This is a genomic window from Roseovarius sp. THAF9, from assembly GCF_009363715.1.
In the GTDB taxonomy this organism is placed as follows: Bacteria; Pseudomonadota; Alphaproteobacteria; order Rhodobacterales; family Rhodobacteraceae; genus Roseovarius.
Window position 1 is genome coordinate 175,336 of record NZ_CP045404.1, and the last position, 15,898, is coordinate 191,233.

Below are 15,898 nucleotides of genomic sequence, written 5' to 3' on the forward strand. Positions count from 1 at the left end.
GCTTTGCGTTTGTTGTTCACCCTCATACCCCCTACATTAGAGCGAGGAAACGGGAGGTCAGCCATGCCCGCATATCGGGGCACGACGAAAGGCTTCAAGCGCAGCGGCGCCCTGTTGGGGGCGCAGATCAGGAAAGCCTCGGAAAGTCGCGGCTTCGCGGTGTCGCGCGTTGTGACCCACTGGCCCGAGATCGCGGGCGAAGAGATCGCCGCCATCTGCCGCCCGGTCAAGGTGAGCTATGCACGTCAGGGGTTCGGTGCGACGCTGGTCGTGCTGACCACCGGCGCACAGGCGCCGATGCTGGAGATGCAGAAGGAAAAACTGCGCGCGCGGGTCAACACCGCCTATGGCTATAACGCCATCGCGCGGGTGCAGATCACGCAGACCGCGCCCACCGGCTTTGCCGAGGGGCAGGCGCGTTTCGAGCACCGGCCCAAGGCGGCCGAAAAGCCCGCGCCCAGCGAAATGACCGTGGCCGCGGCGGCAAAGCTCGCGCAGCCGGTGGGCGACGACGGGCTGCGCGATGCGCTGGAAATGCTGGGCCGGAACGTACTATCGAAAAGCAACACGCAGAAATCGTAAGGTGATGAGATGAAAAACGTGCTTCTTTCCGGGGCCGCGGCCCTTGTCCTGGCGGCCGGCGGCGGCTGGTGGATGAGCGGGCAGACCGGCAACACGACGCAAGGCAGTGGCATGACCGATCTGCCGGGGGCAGCCAATGCGCAGGAGGCCTCTGACGCGGAGGCGGAAGAGATCGACACCTCCTCGATCGTGGAAATGACGCTCGGCGAGGAAAGCGCACCGGTGAAGATCGTGGAATACGCATCCTTTACCTGCCCGCATTGCGCGAATTTCCACGAGAACCAGTTCAAGCAGCTGAAATCCGAATATATCGACAATGGCGACGTGCATTTCACCTATCGCGATGTCTATTTCGACCGCTATGGCCTGTGGGCGTCGATGGTGGCGCGGTGTGGCGGCGAAGAGCGGTTCTTTGGCATCACTGACATGATCTATGACCAGCAGAAGGACTGGATCGGCGACGGGCAGGACCCGGTTGAAATCGCCGACCGGCTGCGCAAGATCGGCAAGGTCGCGGGGCTGGACGACGAGCAGCTGGATGCGTGCCTGAACGATGCCGACAAGGCCAAGACGCTGGTGGCATGGTTCCAGGAGAACGCCGAGGCCGACGACGTGAATTCCACGCCAACGCTGGTGATCAATGGCGAGACGCATTCCAACATGTCCTATGAGGACTTGAAGGCGATGATCGACGAACAACTGGCCGAATGAAGCCTGCGCCGCTGACCGGGCTGAAGGTTGTCGAACTGGCCCGTATCCTGGCCGGCCCTTGGGCCGGGCAGGTGCTGGCCGATCTGGGCGCGGACGTGATCAAGGTGGAAAGCCCTGCCGGCGACGATACACGCCAATGGGGCCCGCCCTTTATCGAGCGGGAGGGCGACCGCTCGGCCGCCTATTTCCATTCCTGCAACCGCGGCAAGCAGAGCATCACGGTCGATTTTCGCACAGAGGCGGGTCAGGCGCGTGTCCGTGAGTTGGTGGCGGATGCCGACATCCTGATCGAGAATTTCAAGGTCGGCGGGCTGGCCAAGTACGGACTGGATTATGCCAGCCTCGCGACCGTGAACCCGGGGTTAATTTACTGCTCGATCACCGGGTTCGGGCAGGACGGACCTTATGCGGGAAAGGCCGGATATGACTATATCATCCAGGGTATGTCGGGGTTGATGAGCATGACCGGCGATCCGGAGGGGCAGCCGGTGAAAGTTGGCGTTGCGGTGACAGATATATTTACCGGCGTTTATGCCAGCACCGCGATCCTGGCGGCGCTTCACCAGAGGCAGGCAACCGGCAAGGGCCAGCATATCGACATGGCGCTTCTGGATACGGCGGTGGCGATGACGGCGAACCAGGCGATGAACTATCTTGCCACGGGCACGCCGCCGCAGAGGCTGGGCAACCAGCATCCGAACCTTGCGCCCTACCAGGTGTTCGAATGCTGCGACGGGTTCTTGATCGTGGCGGTGGGCAATGACGCGCAGTTCGGGCGGTTCTGTGACGTGCTGGGCGCGGTGGAGGTGAAGGCCGCGCCGCACTATGCGACCAACGCCGACCGGGTGGCGCATCGCGATGCCCTGACCGAGGCTTTGACGAGATACACGATGCGACTGACGAAGGCCGCGTTGCAAGCCGGGTGCGAGGCGCAGGGCGTGCCGGTGGGGCCGATCAATGACATGGCGGAGGTTTTCGCCGATCCCCAGGTCATGGCGCGGGGCCTGAAGGTGGAGGTGGACGGGGTGCCGGGCGTACGAAGCCCGATGCGGTTTTCCGATGCGGACCTGTCGCTGCGCCGAGCCTCGCCGAAACTGGGAGAGGACGATCCGGCGTGATCGGGATGAGTGGCTGCGCCACGCTTTATTTTTAGATTCGAGTATTTCTGGAACAATGAAAACCGGGTCAGAGGCCGAGGTCGTCCAGGTTTGCGTCGATTGCCGACCAATCGGAGAGGTTGAGACGGACCGGCAGGGTCAAAACCTTGCGGCGGAAGGCCAGAGGCAGGCGGACCGCGTCCTTTTCGGTGGTCACAAGCTGGGCATGGATGAGCGCGGCCTCGTTTTCCAGTCGGGTCATCAGCGCCTCGGTCAGCGGCTGGTGATCGTCCAGCGCCTCGGCCCGCGAGAGTGTGGCGCCGAGACCGCGCAGGGTGGCGAAGAATTTCTCGGGATGGCCGATACCGGCGAAGGCAAGAAATCGCGTGCCTGTCCAGTCCATGCCGGTTTGCAGCGGTTCCAGCCTGCCGCCCACATGTGGGATCAGGATGACATGACCCCATGCCTTGCGGAACTCGATCTGGGCGGCGTCGGGTCCGATGGACAAGAGCAGGTCGGCGCGGTCTAGACCGGTCTCTACGGGTTCGCGCAGAGGGCCGGCGGGAATGCAGCGGCCATTGCCGAAGCCCTTGACCGCGTCGACCACCACGATCGAGAGGTCGCGGGCCACCGACGGGTTCTGATGGCCGTCATCCATGACGATCACATCAGCGCCTGAGGCGGCCGCGGCCTCGGCTGCAAGCGTCCGGTCGCGGGCGATCCAGGTACGGGTGAAGGCGGCGATCAGCAGGGGTTCGTCGCCGACCTCGGCGGCGGTGTGGCTGCGCTCGTCAACCTCGACGGGGCCCTCGAGACTGCCGCCGTGACCGCGCGAGATGACGGCGGGGGTGCGCCCGCGCGCCTGCAGGTGCTGCACGAGCGCGATGACCGTGGGGGTCTTGCCGGTGCCGCCGGCATTGATGTTGCCGACGCAGATCACCGGGACGGGCGCGCGAAAGCCGGGCGGGGTGGCCACGCGGCGGGCGGTGGCGCGGGCATAGAGTGCGCCGAGTGGCGATAGGATACGGGCGCGCAGGGATGGGCGGCGCGGCGAGGTGTCCCAGAAGGCGGGTGCACGCATCAGCGGACCTCCAGTTGGTCGAGGCGGTCGTTCAGAAGATCGGCGATCCGGTCGGTCAGTTCGGCGCTGCGCGAGGCGACCTCCCACGCGGCATGGGCCATGGCGGCGGATTGATCCGGGGGGATCAGGCGCTTGACCGCGGCGGCCAGGGTTTCGGCATCGCGGACGATACGGGCGGCGCCAGCCTCGGCAAAGCGCGAATAGCTGGGCAGGTAGCGGCGGATGTTGGGGCCGTAAAGAATGGCCGAACCGTGGGCGGCGGGCTCGTTCGGGTCGCAGCCATGAGCGCCGGAGATCAGCGAACTGCCCATGAAGGTAATCGGCGCGAGGCGGTACCAAAGGCCCATCTCGCCGTAGGTATCGGCGAGGATGACCTGTGTCGTCTCGTCCGGAAAGGCGCCGGTGGACCAAGTGATATGGCGCATCCCGGCCTCGGCCAGGGCATCGGTGAAGTGGGTGGTGTCCTCGGGCGTGTCGGGGACGACGATCAGAAGGGTACGGTGGGAAAAGCGGCTGACCTCGCGGTGGGCGGAAAGGATTGTGCCGATTTCCTCGGGTCGAAGCATAGCGGCGAGCCAGACCGGACGCCCAAGCAGCAGGGCGGCGAGTTCGGTGCGGTCGGTTTCGTTATGGGGCAGCGAAACGGTGCCTTCGAGGAGCGGGCCGGTGACGGAGAGTGCGCGTTCCGGCACCCCCATGCGGCGCAGGTAGCGAGCCGATGCATCGTCGCGGGCCATGACGAACTCGAACTGCCGCAGCAGGGCACGGGGCAGGTCAGGAAACCAGCGCCAGGCGGGGCGGGACATGGCGGTTTCGGTGGCGTCGATCAGCGCCATGGGGATGTCAAGTTCGGCAGCGCGATCCATCAGCGCGGGGTGAAGGGCGCCGCCGGTCCAAAGGGCGATGTCGGGCTGCCAATGGGTGAGGAAGGATGCGGCGTTGGCGACGGTATCTTCGGGGAGTTGTTCGACCACCACCTCGGCCCGGGCCTTGAAGGGGGTGTCGGGCACGGGGCCGGCGGTGGTGAGCAGAAGCGACAGTTCAGGCCGGTGCAGGCGCAGCCGGTCGAAGAGTTGCAACAGTGCGTCGATATGGACCGTGTCGGCGGCGTGCGCCCAGAGCAGCCGGCCCGGCGGGCGCGGCGCGGTGGGCGTGTAACGGCGTGCGGGGCCGCGTCTGGCATAGGCGAGATAGGCGGCGAGGCTGAGCGAACGGCTCATGGCCGCAATACGCGGACTTGGGTGAATAAGTCCCGGAAATCAGGATTGTACGGGCGCTGCACCATGGTGTCCTTCGCGGCGGGCCGGGTTGCGCGCAGGGTATTGGATTACCGGGCGGGGTCAAGGGAGGGCGACGGGTTGACCCGGGCGTCGGAATGGGGCCAATGAACAGAGCAAGACCGGAGACCGCCCGATGACGAAGCCTTTTTTGATCCTGCAATTGCGGCCCGAGACGGAAGCCGCGGATGACGAGTTCGCCGCGATCCTGCGCAAGGGCGGGCTGGAGGCGGGCGACACGTGCCGTATCCGGATGGACCAGGAGCGGCTGCCGGAAGGTATTGATCTGGAAGACTATTCCGGCGTGATCGTGGGTGGTGGACCGGGCTGTGTCAGCGATGCGCCGAAGGACAAATCCGAGATCGAAGCGCGGATCGAGGCGGATGTGCTGGGGCTGATGCCGAAGCTGACGGAGCGGGATTTTCCTTTCCTGGGCTGCTGTTACGGGATCGGGATCCTTGGCGCTCACTTGGATGGCGATGTCAGCAAGAGGGCCTTTGGTGAGGCGGTGGGCACGTCGGCCTGCGAAGTCACGCCGGAGGGTAAGGAGGACGCGCTGCTCAACGGTGTGCCGACGGCGTTCGACGCCTTTGTGGGGCATAAGGAAGCGTTGCAGGATCTGCCGGAGGGATGCGTGCATCTTGTGAGGTCCGAGGCGTGCCCCTACCAGATGTTGCGGTATAAAGAGAATGTCTATGCCACGCAGTTTCACCCCGAGGCGGATGCGGCGGGGTTCGAGACGCGGATCAGGATCTACCGCGAGCGAGGTTATTTCCCGCCCGAGGACGCGGACGATCTGATTGCGATGTGCCGGGCGGCGGACGTGTTCGCGCCCGAGATGATCCTGCGGAATTTCGTGCAGCGCTACGCGAAAGGTTAACGCCTGCGAACAGGCGCAAACCTGTATCGGTATCGCGTCGGTATCCGGGTGGTATCGCGTCGGTGCGATTTGCCGGGCACGTGCCGGGTTAACGGATTGCGCAAGGCGCGCACCTGAAGTGAGTGGCGCCATGGCAGGTACGCGACCTCTCGGATTATAGCGGCGCGTTTACCCGGCCAGTTTCGCCTGCTGCGCGAAGGGGCTGAGGCCGAGCCAGGCCTGCATGTTGCGGATCAGTTCGGACGATCCCACCAGGACCAACGCGTCACGGTCGATGGCATCGGCGACGGACCTGAGGCCCATCCAGATTTCGGTCATCGTGCGCAGGTCGACATTGGCATAGAGGTCGACGTCGAAGCCGGGGTCGATGTGGCAGAGGTCGACGGTGCCGTCCGGTTCGACGATGAGCCACCACTTGCGCTGGGACGCGGGCAGTTCGGGATAGGTAAAGGCGATCACCACCCGCCGGTCCGGCACCGGTTCGGTGTCCAGGTTGCGGCGCATGTCCCACATCAGCAGTTCGGGGTCGAGGTTTTCCAGCGAAGGCTCTGTCTCGACCCATTTCTGGCCCCACATGCCGATCGCCTCGATCACCGGCTGCAGGTCGCGGCCCGCCGGGGTAAGGCGATAGGCGTCGACCTGTGGCGGGTCGGTGAGGCGGGTGCGTTCCACCACGCCGGCCGTCTCCAGTTCACCGAGGCGCTTGGACAGAAGGGCCGGTGACATGCGCGGCACGCCGCGTCGCAACTCGTTGAAGCGGGTCGATCCGGCGACCAGTTCGCGCAAGAGGACGATGGTCCAGCGGGTGCAGAGGACTTCGGCCGCCATCGCGACCGGGCAGAATTGCTTGTAGCTCGCGTTGGTCATGGTTGGCCTCCTTTCCGTTTCGGGGCCGCATCCTGACATATCGATGCCCCGTCCGGCCAGTTCAGAGTCTGTACCGGGCGGATTCAGATCGTGAACTGGCGCGGCGGGCGGCGGGTCTGTCACGTTTGGTCCATGCCGGTGAGCCCGGCGAGATGAACACAAGACAGAAAGGAAAGGACCGATGCCCCTTGTCGATATCGAACTGATCGAAGGTGTCTTCGACGATGACCAGAAACGAAGAATGATTCACGACGTGACCGAGGCGATGGTCGGCGTCGAGGGCGAGGCCATGCGCGGCGTCACCTGGGTGCGGATCAAGGAAGTGGCCGGTGGCGAATGGGCCATCGGCGGCAAGCCGTTGAGTGCGCCGGACGTGAAGGCGATGCAGGCGGAACCGGCCTGAGGCCAGCCAACACCGGAGGAGAAAGGAGGAGACATGACACCGCATGTCGCGGAAGACCTGAACGACGTGACGCTATACGAGCGCCTTGGCGGTCCGGCCGGAATCCGGCGGATCGTCGATGGCGCGGTTGCCGCGCATATGGAGAACCCGCTGATCGGTCACCGCTTCGCGCCCTATGTCGACCAGCCCGAGCGGGTCGAGGAGATCAAGGCGCATACCTGTGATTTCTTTGCCGCCGGGAGCGGCGGGCCGGACGCGTATGTCGGGCGGAGCATGCGCGACGCGCATCGCGGGATGGATATCGACGCCGCCGAGTATGACGCGGCCGCGGGGGATATCCTGCGGACGATGGACGCCCTGCGGTATGACGTGGAGACCTGCGCCGCGGTGGGCGAGATCCTGCAATCCCTGAAACCCGAGGTTACCCACGCATGAACGGTGCGGCCCGTTGGCCGGACCGTGGAAAGGAGACCGAGATGACAACCGAGATCGAGATTCGCCGCTTCGAGAACCCGGATGACAGGCTCGACATGAAAGAGCGGGGCGGGATCGACATCGTGAAGACCGGACAGGGCAGCACCGGGATGCATGCCGTGTTCGAGCCGGGATGGACCTGGGAGGCGGATGAGAAACCGCTGCTGGGCAATCCAGAGACCTGCCCGATGCATCACACGGGCTATTGCCTGTCGGGACGGCTGGTGGTGCGGATGGTCGAGAGCGGACAGGAAACCGAGATCACGCCCGGCGATTTCTTCGAGATCCCGCCGGGCCATGACGCCCATGTCGCGGGCGACACGCGGGTCGAACTTATCCTGTTCGAGAGTGCGAACGCGTAGGTCAGAGCCTGCTTTGCCGCCGGTTTGAGGGAAAAAAAGCCCGCCGCTGCACGCGGCGGGCGTCTTGACGTCTATTCAGCGTGTGCCGCGAGCGGCACGTCAGATCCGCAGGAACGGCTGCGCAATGCGCGGGATAAAGCCGCGGAAGCGCAGGGGCGCGTCGGTGACGGCGAGGCAGATGCAGTCGGCGCCGATCTCGGCCACGGGCGTGTGGTCGAGGTCCTGATCCGCGATCTCGATGTCGCCGGGGCCGAAGCGGTCGACTTCGTCGGCGAAGGCGCCTTGCAGCACCAGCGTCAGTTCCGTGCCCCGGTGGCCGTGGTCGGGCACGGCGGCGCCGGCGGGAATGTAGAGCAGGCGGGCCGTGGCGTCTTTCGAGGTGGGCAGGATGGCCTGTTTCACGCCCATACCGACGGGTTTCCATTTCACCGCGTCGAGGTCGCCGCCGATATAGTCCTGCACGGGGCGCGGCAGCGTGCCGGTGGCCGTATGGGTGGTCTCAGGGACGGTCGTGTCGGCCGCGTCGATCAGGGCCAATGTATCCTCGAAGGCGGTGTCGGACAGGTCGGAATCGCCGCAGTCTTCCATCAGGGCGCCGCCGACAGCGTCGAAGGACGCCAGCCGGGCGCGGCATTCGTCGCACATGGAAATATGCGCGGCCACCGCGAGGCTGAACGCCTCGGGGAGGGTGCCCGCGGAATAGCCGATGAGCAACTTGTCACTCAGGTGATGTTTGATCGTATCTGTCATCGTCGTGTTCACTTCATTTGATGGCGCAGGCGGTCCAGCGCCAGTCTGATCCTCGATTTGATGGTCCCGAGCGGAAGGCCGGTTTCCTCGGCGATCTCGGAATGGGTGAGGTCGCCAAAATAGGCCTTTTCGATCAGGTCCTTCTGTTTTTCGGGCAGCTGCGCGATGGCGGCGCCCAGTTTTTCGCTCTCCTGTTGCAGGGCCAGGGCATCGGCCTGATCTGGTTCCTGCTCCGGTCCCCAGGGCAATTCCTCGGGCTCGGGTCGTCTTTGCTTGCGGATCGCATCAATCCTGCGGTTCCGCGCGATAGTGAAGATCCAGGTCGCAGCGCTGGCGCGGGCGGGATCGAACATGTGGGCCTTTTGCCAGAGGGTCGCCATGACCTCCTGTGCGCATTCCTCGGCCAGTGACGCGTCTGCCCCCGATTTCATCAAGAAGGCTTTGACCCGTGGCGCGAAATGCGAAAACAGCCGCTGGAAAGCGGCGCGGTCGCGTTTGTCGCGGATCCGGGCGATGACTTGCGCCCAGTCCTGGGTGTGCTCTTCCGTCTTCTCGATCACCGGTTCAACACTCTTGCCGTTGCCACGGATCGAAAGCAGCGCGCCCACCGGAGGCGGGGCGTCGGCACTGGTGCCGGTGATCTCGATGGCGTCAGCATCACTGAACATGCCAAAGATACGCTGGTTCGATCAGACCGGATCAAAAATTCGGGCTTTTTCTTTGTCATCCGATAATGCTGGTTTCACGTAGACTTATGTAAAGACAAGTTAGGGTACTACACGGAATGCTAGTTACAAAAGTTGCGCTGACGCGCAAGAAGGTCGCAGTCGTCGGCGCGGGGATCAGTGGATTGGGGGCTGCGTGGCGGCTGGCCGGGGCGTGCGATGTCACGCTTTTCGAGGCCGAGAAGCGGCTGGGTGGACATGCGCGGACCAAGATGGCCGGGAAAGATGGGACGCAGCCGGTGGATACCGGGTTCATCGTGTTCAACTATGCCAATTACCCGCATCTGGCGGAGCTTTTCGCGGCGCTGGATGTGCCTGTGGTGGAAAGCAAGATGAGCTTTGGCGCCTCGTTCCGGGATACGCGCTTCGAATACGGGTTGGACGGGGCGCAGGCGTTCTTTGCCCAGACCCGCAACGTGCTGGACCCGCGTATGTGGCTGATGCTGCGCGATATCTTCCGGTTCAATGCGCGGGCGGTGCGCACGGCGGAGGCGCATCCGGAGGCCAGCATCGGGGAGTTGTTGCGGACGATGGGGCTGGGGCGCTGGTTCCGCGAGCGGTACCTGAGCCCGTTCACCGGCGCGATCTGGTCGACGCCCACCGAGAAAGTGATGGATTTCCCGGCGCACGCGCTGATCCGGTTTATGGAGAACCACGCGCTGCTTGGGTATGAAGGGCAGCACCAGTGGTACACCGTGAAGGGCGGGTCGATCGAGTATGTCTCGCGTTTGGAAGCGGCATTGCGGGAGTTCGGCGTCACCATCCGGACCGGCGCGCCGATTGCCGGGGTGCGGCGGGCGCAAGGTGGTGTCGAGGTGCGGGCGAATGGTGCCGAGTGGGAGACATTCGACGAGGTGATCTTTGCCACGCATGGCGATGACAGCCTGAACATGCTGGAAGACCCCACACCCGAAGAACAGGCCGCGCTGGGCCGCGTGAAGTACCAGCCCAACGACGTCGTGCTGCATTGCGATATGTCCGTGATGCCGAAGCGTCGCGCTGTGTGGTCGTCGTGGAATTACATGGAAGGGCCGGCCAAGCGGGACGGGCAGATCGACCTGACCTACTGGATGAACTCTTTGCAGCCCATCCCGATGGACGATCCGCATTTCGTGACGCTGAACACGACGCGGCCCATCCGCGACGAAATGATCTATGACCAGACGGTGCTGCGTCATCCTGTCTATGACATGGACATGCTGCGCGCTCAGCAGGAGGTGGCCCGGATCAACGGCGAAAACGGCACATGGTTCTGCGGCGCGTGGATGAAGAACGGGTTTCACGAGGACGGGTTGTCGAGCGCCTACGACGTGGCCGATGCGATCCTGGCGCGGGACAGCGCGGCGGCGGCGGCGTGAATGGGCCTGACCATATCGCGGGCCACACGTGGCATGGGCGAAAGGGCGATGTTCGCAACGCGTTTCGGTACAGCATCGATTACGTGATGGTGGATGCCGAAGCCGCGCTGCCATCCAGCCGAATTTTCGGGCGCAACCGCGCGGGGCTGTTCAGCTTGCGCGACCGGGATCATGGTGGCCCGCCCGGGCAGGGGCGTGGCGCGGCCTGGGTGCGCGAGGTGCTGGAGGCGCACCAGTTCGCGGCGCCCGTGCGGATCGAATTGCTGGCCCAACCGCGGGTGCTGGGGCATATCTTCAACCCGGTGGCGTTCTGGCTGTGTTACAACGCGGCGGATGACCTGATGGTGGTGATCGCGGAGGTGACCAACACCTATGGCGACCGACATTCGTACCTTTGTCACCATGACGATCGCAGTCCCATCGGCCCCGAAGACCGGTTGCAAGCACAGAAGGTGTTTCACGTCTCGCCGTTCCAGACCATTGAGGGGGAGTATACGTTTCGGTTCGACATCCGGCCCGACCGGATTGGGATCTGGATCGACCTTAGCCGGGGAAAGGGCGGGGTGATCGCGACGCTGGTGGGTGACCGCAAGCCATTGACGACCGCCGGCGTGCTGACGGCGCTGGCGCGGCGGCCGCTGGGATCGCGCCGGGTGCTGGCGCTGATCCACTGGCAGGCGCTGAAGCTGTGGTGGAAGGGCGCGAAATTCCAGAACCGGCCCGAGCCGCCGACGCGGGAAGTGAGCCGATGAGCGACGCGGGCAAGAGGCCGCGCCTGCCGGCCTTTGCGCTCTTCGCGGCGATGCTGTCGGCGGCGGGGCTGCCGCTTTATATGCACGCGCCGAAGTTTTTCGTCGACGAGTACGGTGTGTCGCTGGCGGCGCTGGGCACAGTCTTGGGTGTGCTGCGTTTGCTGGATTTCGTGCAGGACCCGCTGCTGGGGCGGGTGTCGGCGATGACGGCAGGCTATCGCGGTCTGACCGTGGTGATCGCGGGGGTGGCGATGATCGCGGGGATGCTGGGCCTCTTTGCGGTGGAGCCGATGCTGCCGCCGCTGTGGTGGTTTGCGGTGATGCTGACGCTGGTCTTTTCGGCGTTCAGCTACCTGACGATCTGTTTTTACGCCCAAGGGGTTTCGGTGGCGAGCCGCATGGGCGAAGGCGGGCACCTGCGCGTTGCGCGGTGGCGCGAGACCGGGGCGCTGTTGGGGATCTGTGCCGCCGCCGTGGCACCCGTTGCGCTGGGCGGGTACGCGGCCTTTGCCGTGGCGTTTGCCGGGCTGGGGTTGGTGGCGCTGTGGGCGATGGGGACCGAGTGGCGCGGGCAGCCGCCCGAAGAGGGCGTGAATTCGCAGATTGGCACGGTTCTGCGTGATCCGGTGGCGCGGCGTCTTTTGTTGGTGGCGCTGGCCAACTCGGCGCCGGTGGCGGTGAGTTCGACGCTGTTTCTGTTCTATGTCGAGGACCGGCTGGCGGCGCCGGGCTGGGAAGGGCCGCTGCTGTTGGTGTTTTTCCTGAGTGCGGCGGCGGCGGCGCCGATGTGGGGCAAGTTGGCCGAGGCGCACGGGCCGCGTCGGGTGCTGATCTGGGCGATGGTGCTGGCGATTGCGGCCTTCGGCTTTGCCGTGATGCTGAGCGCGGGCGATGCCTGGGCCTTTGCGGTGATCTGCGTGCTGACCGGTGTGGCGCTCGGCGCGGACATGACGCTGTTGCCCGCGCTTTTCGCGGACCGCATGGCGGAAGTTTCGCCGGGGGCGTCCGAGGGCTTCAGCCTGTGGTCGTTCGTGTCGAAGATCACGCTGGCGATTGCGGCGGTGGGCTTGCTGCCGCTTTTGGAGTCGGTCGGCTATGCCTCGGGGCAGGAGAATTCGGAAGACGCGTTGTGGGCGCTGAGCCTGCTTTACGGGGCGGTGCCCTGTGTTCTGAAATTGGCGGCGATTGCGCTGCTGGCAACGGTGCCCGGGGGCGGGGACGCGCCCCAAGGGACCATGGTTGAAGCGGGGAGACCGAGATGATGTTCGAAGGATTTCTGATCATGTGCGGGGCGGCGTTGGCGACCGGGGTTGCGGTGCTGCGCAATCGGTTCGCCGGGTTCCGGGCGCAAAGCGTGGAGGATTATGCCGAGACACTGCCGCGGTTCGATTTGCGCCAGCACCTGAACGGCGCGATGCGCTGCGAGGGGGTGATCTATGGGCCCTTGGGGCGCGTGGCATCGCGGTTTTCCGCCCGGTTCGACGCGCGCTGGGACGGCAACAAGGGGGTGATGGCCGAGCATTTCACCTATGACAGCGGCACGGTACAGGAGCGCGAGTGGCGGCTGGAGCTGGGCAATGACGGGCGCATCCGGGCCGAGGCCGATGACGTGGTCGGCACCGGGCAGGGCCGTCATGCAGGTGCGGCGGTGCAACTGTGCTATGATATTCGCCTGCCGGACGAGGCGGGTGGTCATGTTCTGAGCGTCGAGGACTGGATGTACCTGACGCCGGGTGGAACCATTGTGAACCGCAGCCAGTTCCGCAAGTATGGGATCAAGGTCGCCGAGCTTGTGGCGACCATGCACAAGTTGGACGACACGGAACTTCAGAAAGCGGCATAATGGACTGGACTGGAAAACGCTATTGGCTGGTGGGCGCGAGCGAAGGGCTTGGCGCGGCGCTTGCGCGGAAACTGAGCGCGGTGGGGGCGGAGGTGATCCTGTCGGCGCGCAGCGAGGACCGGCTGAAAGAGGTGGCGGAGATGCTGCCGGGGCGATCCAGTATCGTGACCGTGGACGTGACCGACGAGGAAAGCGTGAAGGCGGCTGCCGAAGAGGTGGGCGAGATCGACGGGGTGGTGACGCTGGCCGGGGTCTATTGGCCGATGAAGGCGACCGAGTGGGAGCCCGAGCAGGTCACCGCGATGGCGGACGTGAACTTCACCGGCACGGTGCGGGTGCTGAACCACGTGGTGCCGAAGATGGTCGCGCGGGATCACGGGCATATCGTCGTGACCGGTTCGCTGGTGGGCTTTCGCGGCTTGCCGGGGGCGATTGGATATGGCGCGTCGAAAGCCGGGATCATGTCGCTGGCGCAGAGTATGCGGGCGGATCTGTGGCGCACGGGTGTGCTGGTGCAATGCGCCAACCCCGGCTTTATCCGCACGCGGCTGACCGACAAAAACGATTTCAAGATGCCGGGCCTGATGGAGCCAGATGAGGCCGCGCAGATCATGTTCGAGCTGATGAATGACGAGAACGCGTTCGACCGGAATTTCCCGAGCTGGTTCAGCCTTGTTTTCCGCGGTGCGCGGTTCCTGCCCAACTGGCTCTATTTCCGCCTGTTTGCGTGAGATCAAAGCTGGCGCCTGTCCCGAAGGCCATATTTTTGGTAGAATCACTGCCGGAAAAGGAGGTCGGGACATGCTGGATATCAGCACTTACAAAGTCGCCCAAGTGATCCTCATGTCGCGCGAACTGGACCGCGCGGAGGGAGAGGTCAGGGCATTCATCGAAAGGTTGGCTGAGGAGGAGCAGGCGAGCCTGGTGGCGCTGATGTGGATTGGGCGCGGCAGTTTCGGAGCCGACGAGATCGAAGAGGCCAAGGCCACGGCGCGCGACGAGGCGACGACACCCACGGCGGATTACCTGCTGGGTACGCCGCATTTGTCGGATCATCTGGAGAACGGGTTGGACGAGCTGGGCCTGTCGGCGCAGGACGACGAGGACGACCTGGTGCGCGGGGGCTGATGTTTCGCGGCAAGGTGGGCGGAACCCCACCCGACGCGGTGTTGCGCCTTTGCCCGCGCAGTCCGAAAAATGTGACGGGTCGCGCCAAGACCGCTAGAAAGGGCGGTTTACGTGGTATCATCCGCTGAAAGCATTTTCAGGAGGATGATGAAATGAAAGCATTTGTACGCGTCGCAGCCATTGTTTCGATCACGGCCGCCCCCGCATTGGCGGGCAACATCACGCCGCCGGCGGACCCCTATGTGGCCCCGCCGCCCGAGCCGATTTCCGACTGGGCTGGCCCCTATGTCGGTGTGCAGCTGGGTTTTGGCGATTTTGACATCAACGCCACGAACCCCACCCCCGGCGCAAACCTGGCTGTGGTTAACCTCAGCGATGACGGGTTTCTGGGCGGTGTGCATGCCGGTTACAACTGGGACCGGGGCACGCTGGTTTACGGCGTCGAGGCGGATATCGACTTTACCGACATTTCGTTCAACACGGTTGATGTCGATACCATCGCGCGGCTGCGCCTGCGGGTGGGTGTCGATACCGGCAGCGCCTTTGTTTATGGCACCGCCGGCGCGGCGCACATGAGCGGCAGCGGCGGCGGATTCAGCCTGGATGGCTGGGGCTGGGTTGCCGGTGCAGGCGTTGATTACAAGCTGAACGAAAAATGGGTGATGGGCGCGGATGCGCTTTACCACGAGTTCGACGACGTCTCGCCGTCGGGCGGCGTAGATGGCATGACCTACCGCGCGCGGGTGTCGTACCGTTTCTAAAGACACATGCCCGCCAGACAGGTGTCTGGCGGGCAAGCGGACAGCGCAGAACTGGTGGGAATTAAAAAATTGTGTTGAAGTGTCGCGGCTCTGACCGTGGAGGGGGCGAGGCCGTGCCCTAGGTGCTTGCAAGATATGCGAGCACCGAAGGAGCGCGAGATGCCAGATCATGCCGACCGTCCCGGGAACCGTCTGATGGATCGCCCGGAATATGCCAGCAAACCGAAACCGCTGACCCGGTTACCGGATACCAGCGCCTATGATGCGGCCAAGGCGATGGCCGAGAAGAATTTCGGTTCGGTCATCGTGGTGGATTCAGACGACAAGGTCGTCGGCGTCGTGACCGAGCGTGATATGATGAACAAGCTGGTCGCCGGGGAGCGCGACGCCAAGACGACGAAACTGTCCGAGATCATGACCGAAAATCCGCGTGTGGCACGGGAGACGGATGACATGATCGACTGGCTGCGGATGATGTCGAACGAGCGATTCCGCCGCCTGCCGGTGGTCGACGAAGAGGGGCGCATCCAGGCGGTTCTGACACAGGGCGATTTCGTATCCTATACTTGGCCCGACCTGATGCATCAGGTGAAATCCATCGCGACCGCGACGATTTCGAAGAACTGGGCGGTTTTCCTGATCGGCGGCGGAATCGCAGTTTATTCGGTGGTGATCATCGCGCTGGTCAGCTCGCTGAGCTGACCTGAAGCGTTCCGCCTTTTACCTGAGGCACCAGCTAAAGGCGGAACGCGTGCAACGAACGAGCGGAGCACTGCGTTTCGCGAAAATCTGTGAGTCAGGTCTTTCGCGAAACGCTTTAGTGAGGTCCGGGATCAGGTCCGGGACG

20 protein-coding genes are annotated in these 15,898 nt (G+C 64.3%); 15 read left to right on the forward strand and 5 right to left on the reverse strand.

Translation table 11 applies throughout. The annotated features are described in order from the left end of the window. Positions 1–63: 63 nt before the first annotated feature. From FIU86_RS00845 to FIU86_RS00855, 3 genes are read left to right on the forward strand one after another with little or no spacing between them, the layout of a single operon-like run. A complete protein-coding gene (locus tag FIU86_RS00845) occupies positions 64–582 on the forward strand; it encodes a DUF721 domain-containing protein (RefSeq protein ID WP_152473345.1) in 519 nt (172 codons plus the stop codon). A gap of 9 nt (positions 583–591) precedes the next feature. Beyond that, on the forward strand, positions 592–1,293 hold the full coding sequence (locus tag FIU86_RS00850; RefSeq protein WP_152473346.1) for a DsbA family protein: 702 nt from the start codon (positions 592–594) through the stop codon (positions 1,291–1,293). Continuing rightward, positions 1,290–2,411, forward strand: coding sequence for a CaiB/BaiF CoA-transferase family protein (locus FIU86_RS00855; protein ID WP_152473347.1), 1,122 nt, complete (start codon positions 1,290–1,292; stop codon positions 2,409–2,411). Before FIU86_RS00850 ends, FIU86_RS00855 begins: the two co-directional genes overlap by 4 nt. Positions 2,412–2,478: 67 nt before the next feature. On the opposite strand, the gene lpxK is transcribed toward FIU86_RS00855, so the two are convergent. Further along, positions 2,479–3,471 carry a tetraacyldisaccharide 4'-kinase gene (gene lpxK, locus FIU86_RS00860; RefSeq protein ID WP_152473348.1) on the reverse strand — a complete coding sequence of 331 codons (993 nt, stop codon included), beginning with the start codon at positions 3,469–3,471 and terminating at the stop codon, positions 2,479–2,481. Continuing rightward, positions 3,471–4,691: a 3-deoxy-D-manno-octulosonic acid transferase gene (locus FIU86_RS00865; RefSeq protein ID WP_152473349.1), complete on the reverse strand. Its 1,221-nt coding sequence runs from the start codon at positions 4,689–4,691 to the stop codon at positions 3,471–3,473. Before FIU86_RS00865 ends, lpxK begins: the two co-directional genes overlap by 1 nt. 193 nt (positions 4,692–4,884) lie before the next feature. On the opposite strand from FIU86_RS00865, the gene FIU86_RS00870 reads away from it, so the two are divergent. Next, positions 4,885–5,628: a glutamine amidotransferase gene (locus FIU86_RS00870; protein ID WP_152473350.1), complete on the forward strand. Its 744-nt coding sequence runs from the start codon at positions 4,885–4,887 to the stop codon at positions 5,626–5,628. Between the two features lie 168 nt (positions 5,629–5,796). Here FIU86_RS00870 and FIU86_RS00875 read toward each other — a convergent pair whose 3' ends face one another. Next, on the reverse strand, positions 5,797–6,495 hold the full coding sequence (locus FIU86_RS00875; protein ID WP_152473351.1) for a helix-turn-helix domain-containing protein: 699 nt from the start codon (positions 6,493–6,495) through the stop codon (positions 5,797–5,799). Positions 6,496–6,676: 181 nt separating this feature from the next. On the opposite strand from FIU86_RS00875, the gene FIU86_RS00880 reads away from it, so the two are divergent. From FIU86_RS00880 to FIU86_RS00890, 3 genes are read left to right on the forward strand one after another with little or no spacing between them, the layout of a single operon-like run. Further along, complete coding sequence (locus FIU86_RS00880) at positions 6,677–6,898, forward strand: tautomerase family protein (RefSeq protein WP_152473352.1); 222 nt, start codon at positions 6,677–6,679, stop codon at positions 6,896–6,898. Positions 6,899–6,931: 33 nt separating this feature from the next. Further along, positions 6,932–7,333, forward strand: coding sequence for a group 1 truncated hemoglobin (locus FIU86_RS00885; protein ID WP_152473353.1), 402 nt, complete (start codon positions 6,932–6,934; stop codon positions 7,331–7,333). A gap of 41 nt (positions 7,334–7,374) precedes the next feature. After that, positions 7,375–7,734 carry a cupin domain-containing protein gene (locus FIU86_RS00890; RefSeq protein ID WP_152473354.1) on the forward strand — a complete coding sequence of 120 codons (360 nt, stop codon included), beginning with the start codon at positions 7,375–7,377 and terminating at the stop codon, positions 7,732–7,734. A gap of 99 nt (positions 7,735–7,833) precedes the next feature. Here the strand turns inward: FIU86_RS00890 and FIU86_RS00895 are convergent, their stop codons facing one another. Both FIU86_RS00895 and FIU86_RS00900 read right to left on the reverse strand, forming a co-directional pair. Next, positions 7,834–8,484 carry a ChrR family anti-sigma-E factor gene (locus FIU86_RS00895; protein WP_152473355.1) on the reverse strand — a complete coding sequence of 217 codons (651 nt, stop codon included), beginning with the start codon at positions 8,482–8,484 and terminating at the stop codon, positions 7,834–7,836. A gap of 8 nt (positions 8,485–8,492) precedes the next feature. Continuing rightward, positions 8,493–9,152 carry a sigma-70 family RNA polymerase sigma factor gene (locus FIU86_RS00900; protein WP_152473356.1) on the reverse strand — a complete coding sequence of 220 codons (660 nt, stop codon included), beginning with the start codon at positions 9,150–9,152 and terminating at the stop codon, positions 8,493–8,495. 116 nt (positions 9,153–9,268) lie between these two features. Between FIU86_RS00900 and FIU86_RS00905 the strand changes: the two genes are divergently transcribed. From FIU86_RS00905 to FIU86_RS00940, 8 genes are all read left to right on the forward strand, one after another. Then, positions 9,269–10,567 carry an NAD(P)/FAD-dependent oxidoreductase gene (locus FIU86_RS00905; protein ID WP_152473357.1) on the forward strand — a complete coding sequence of 433 codons (1,299 nt, stop codon included), beginning with the start codon at positions 9,269–9,271 and terminating at the stop codon, positions 10,565–10,567. Continuing rightward, positions 10,564–11,319 carry a DUF1365 domain-containing protein gene (locus FIU86_RS00910; protein WP_254703908.1) on the forward strand — a complete coding sequence of 252 codons (756 nt, stop codon included), beginning with the start codon at positions 10,564–10,566 and terminating at the stop codon, positions 11,317–11,319. The genes FIU86_RS00905 and FIU86_RS00910 overlap by 4 nt, the downstream gene beginning before the upstream one ends. Then, a complete protein-coding gene (locus FIU86_RS00915; RefSeq protein WP_152473359.1) occupies positions 11,316–12,581 on the forward strand; it encodes an MFS transporter in 1,266 nt (421 codons plus the stop codon). The genes FIU86_RS00910 and FIU86_RS00915 overlap by 4 nt, the downstream gene beginning before the upstream one ends. Continuing rightward, positions 12,578–13,162: a DUF3833 domain-containing protein gene (locus tag FIU86_RS00920; RefSeq protein ID WP_152473360.1), complete on the forward strand. Its 585-nt coding sequence runs from the start codon at positions 12,578–12,580 to the stop codon at positions 13,160–13,162. The genes FIU86_RS00915 and FIU86_RS00920 overlap by 4 nt, the downstream gene beginning before the upstream one ends. Beyond that, positions 13,159–13,893, forward strand: coding sequence for an SDR family oxidoreductase (locus FIU86_RS00925; RefSeq protein WP_152473361.1), 735 nt, complete (start codon positions 13,159–13,161; stop codon positions 13,891–13,893). The genes FIU86_RS00920 and FIU86_RS00925 overlap by 4 nt, the downstream gene beginning before the upstream one ends. A 70-nt stretch (positions 13,894–13,963) precedes the next feature. Then, positions 13,964–14,290: a DUF3775 domain-containing protein gene (locus tag FIU86_RS00930; RefSeq protein WP_152473362.1), complete on the forward strand. Its 327-nt coding sequence runs from the start codon at positions 13,964–13,966 to the stop codon at positions 14,288–14,290. 152 nt (positions 14,291–14,442) lie between these two features. Further along, a complete protein-coding gene (locus tag FIU86_RS00935) occupies positions 14,443–15,051 on the forward strand; it encodes an outer membrane protein (protein WP_152473363.1) in 609 nt (202 codons plus the stop codon). Positions 15,052–15,210: 159 nt separating this feature from the next. Further along, a complete protein-coding gene (locus FIU86_RS00940) occupies positions 15,211–15,753 on the forward strand; it encodes a cyclic nucleotide-binding/CBS domain-containing protein (RefSeq protein ID WP_152473364.1) in 543 nt (180 codons plus the stop codon). Positions 15,754–15,898: the final 145 nt, after the last annotated feature.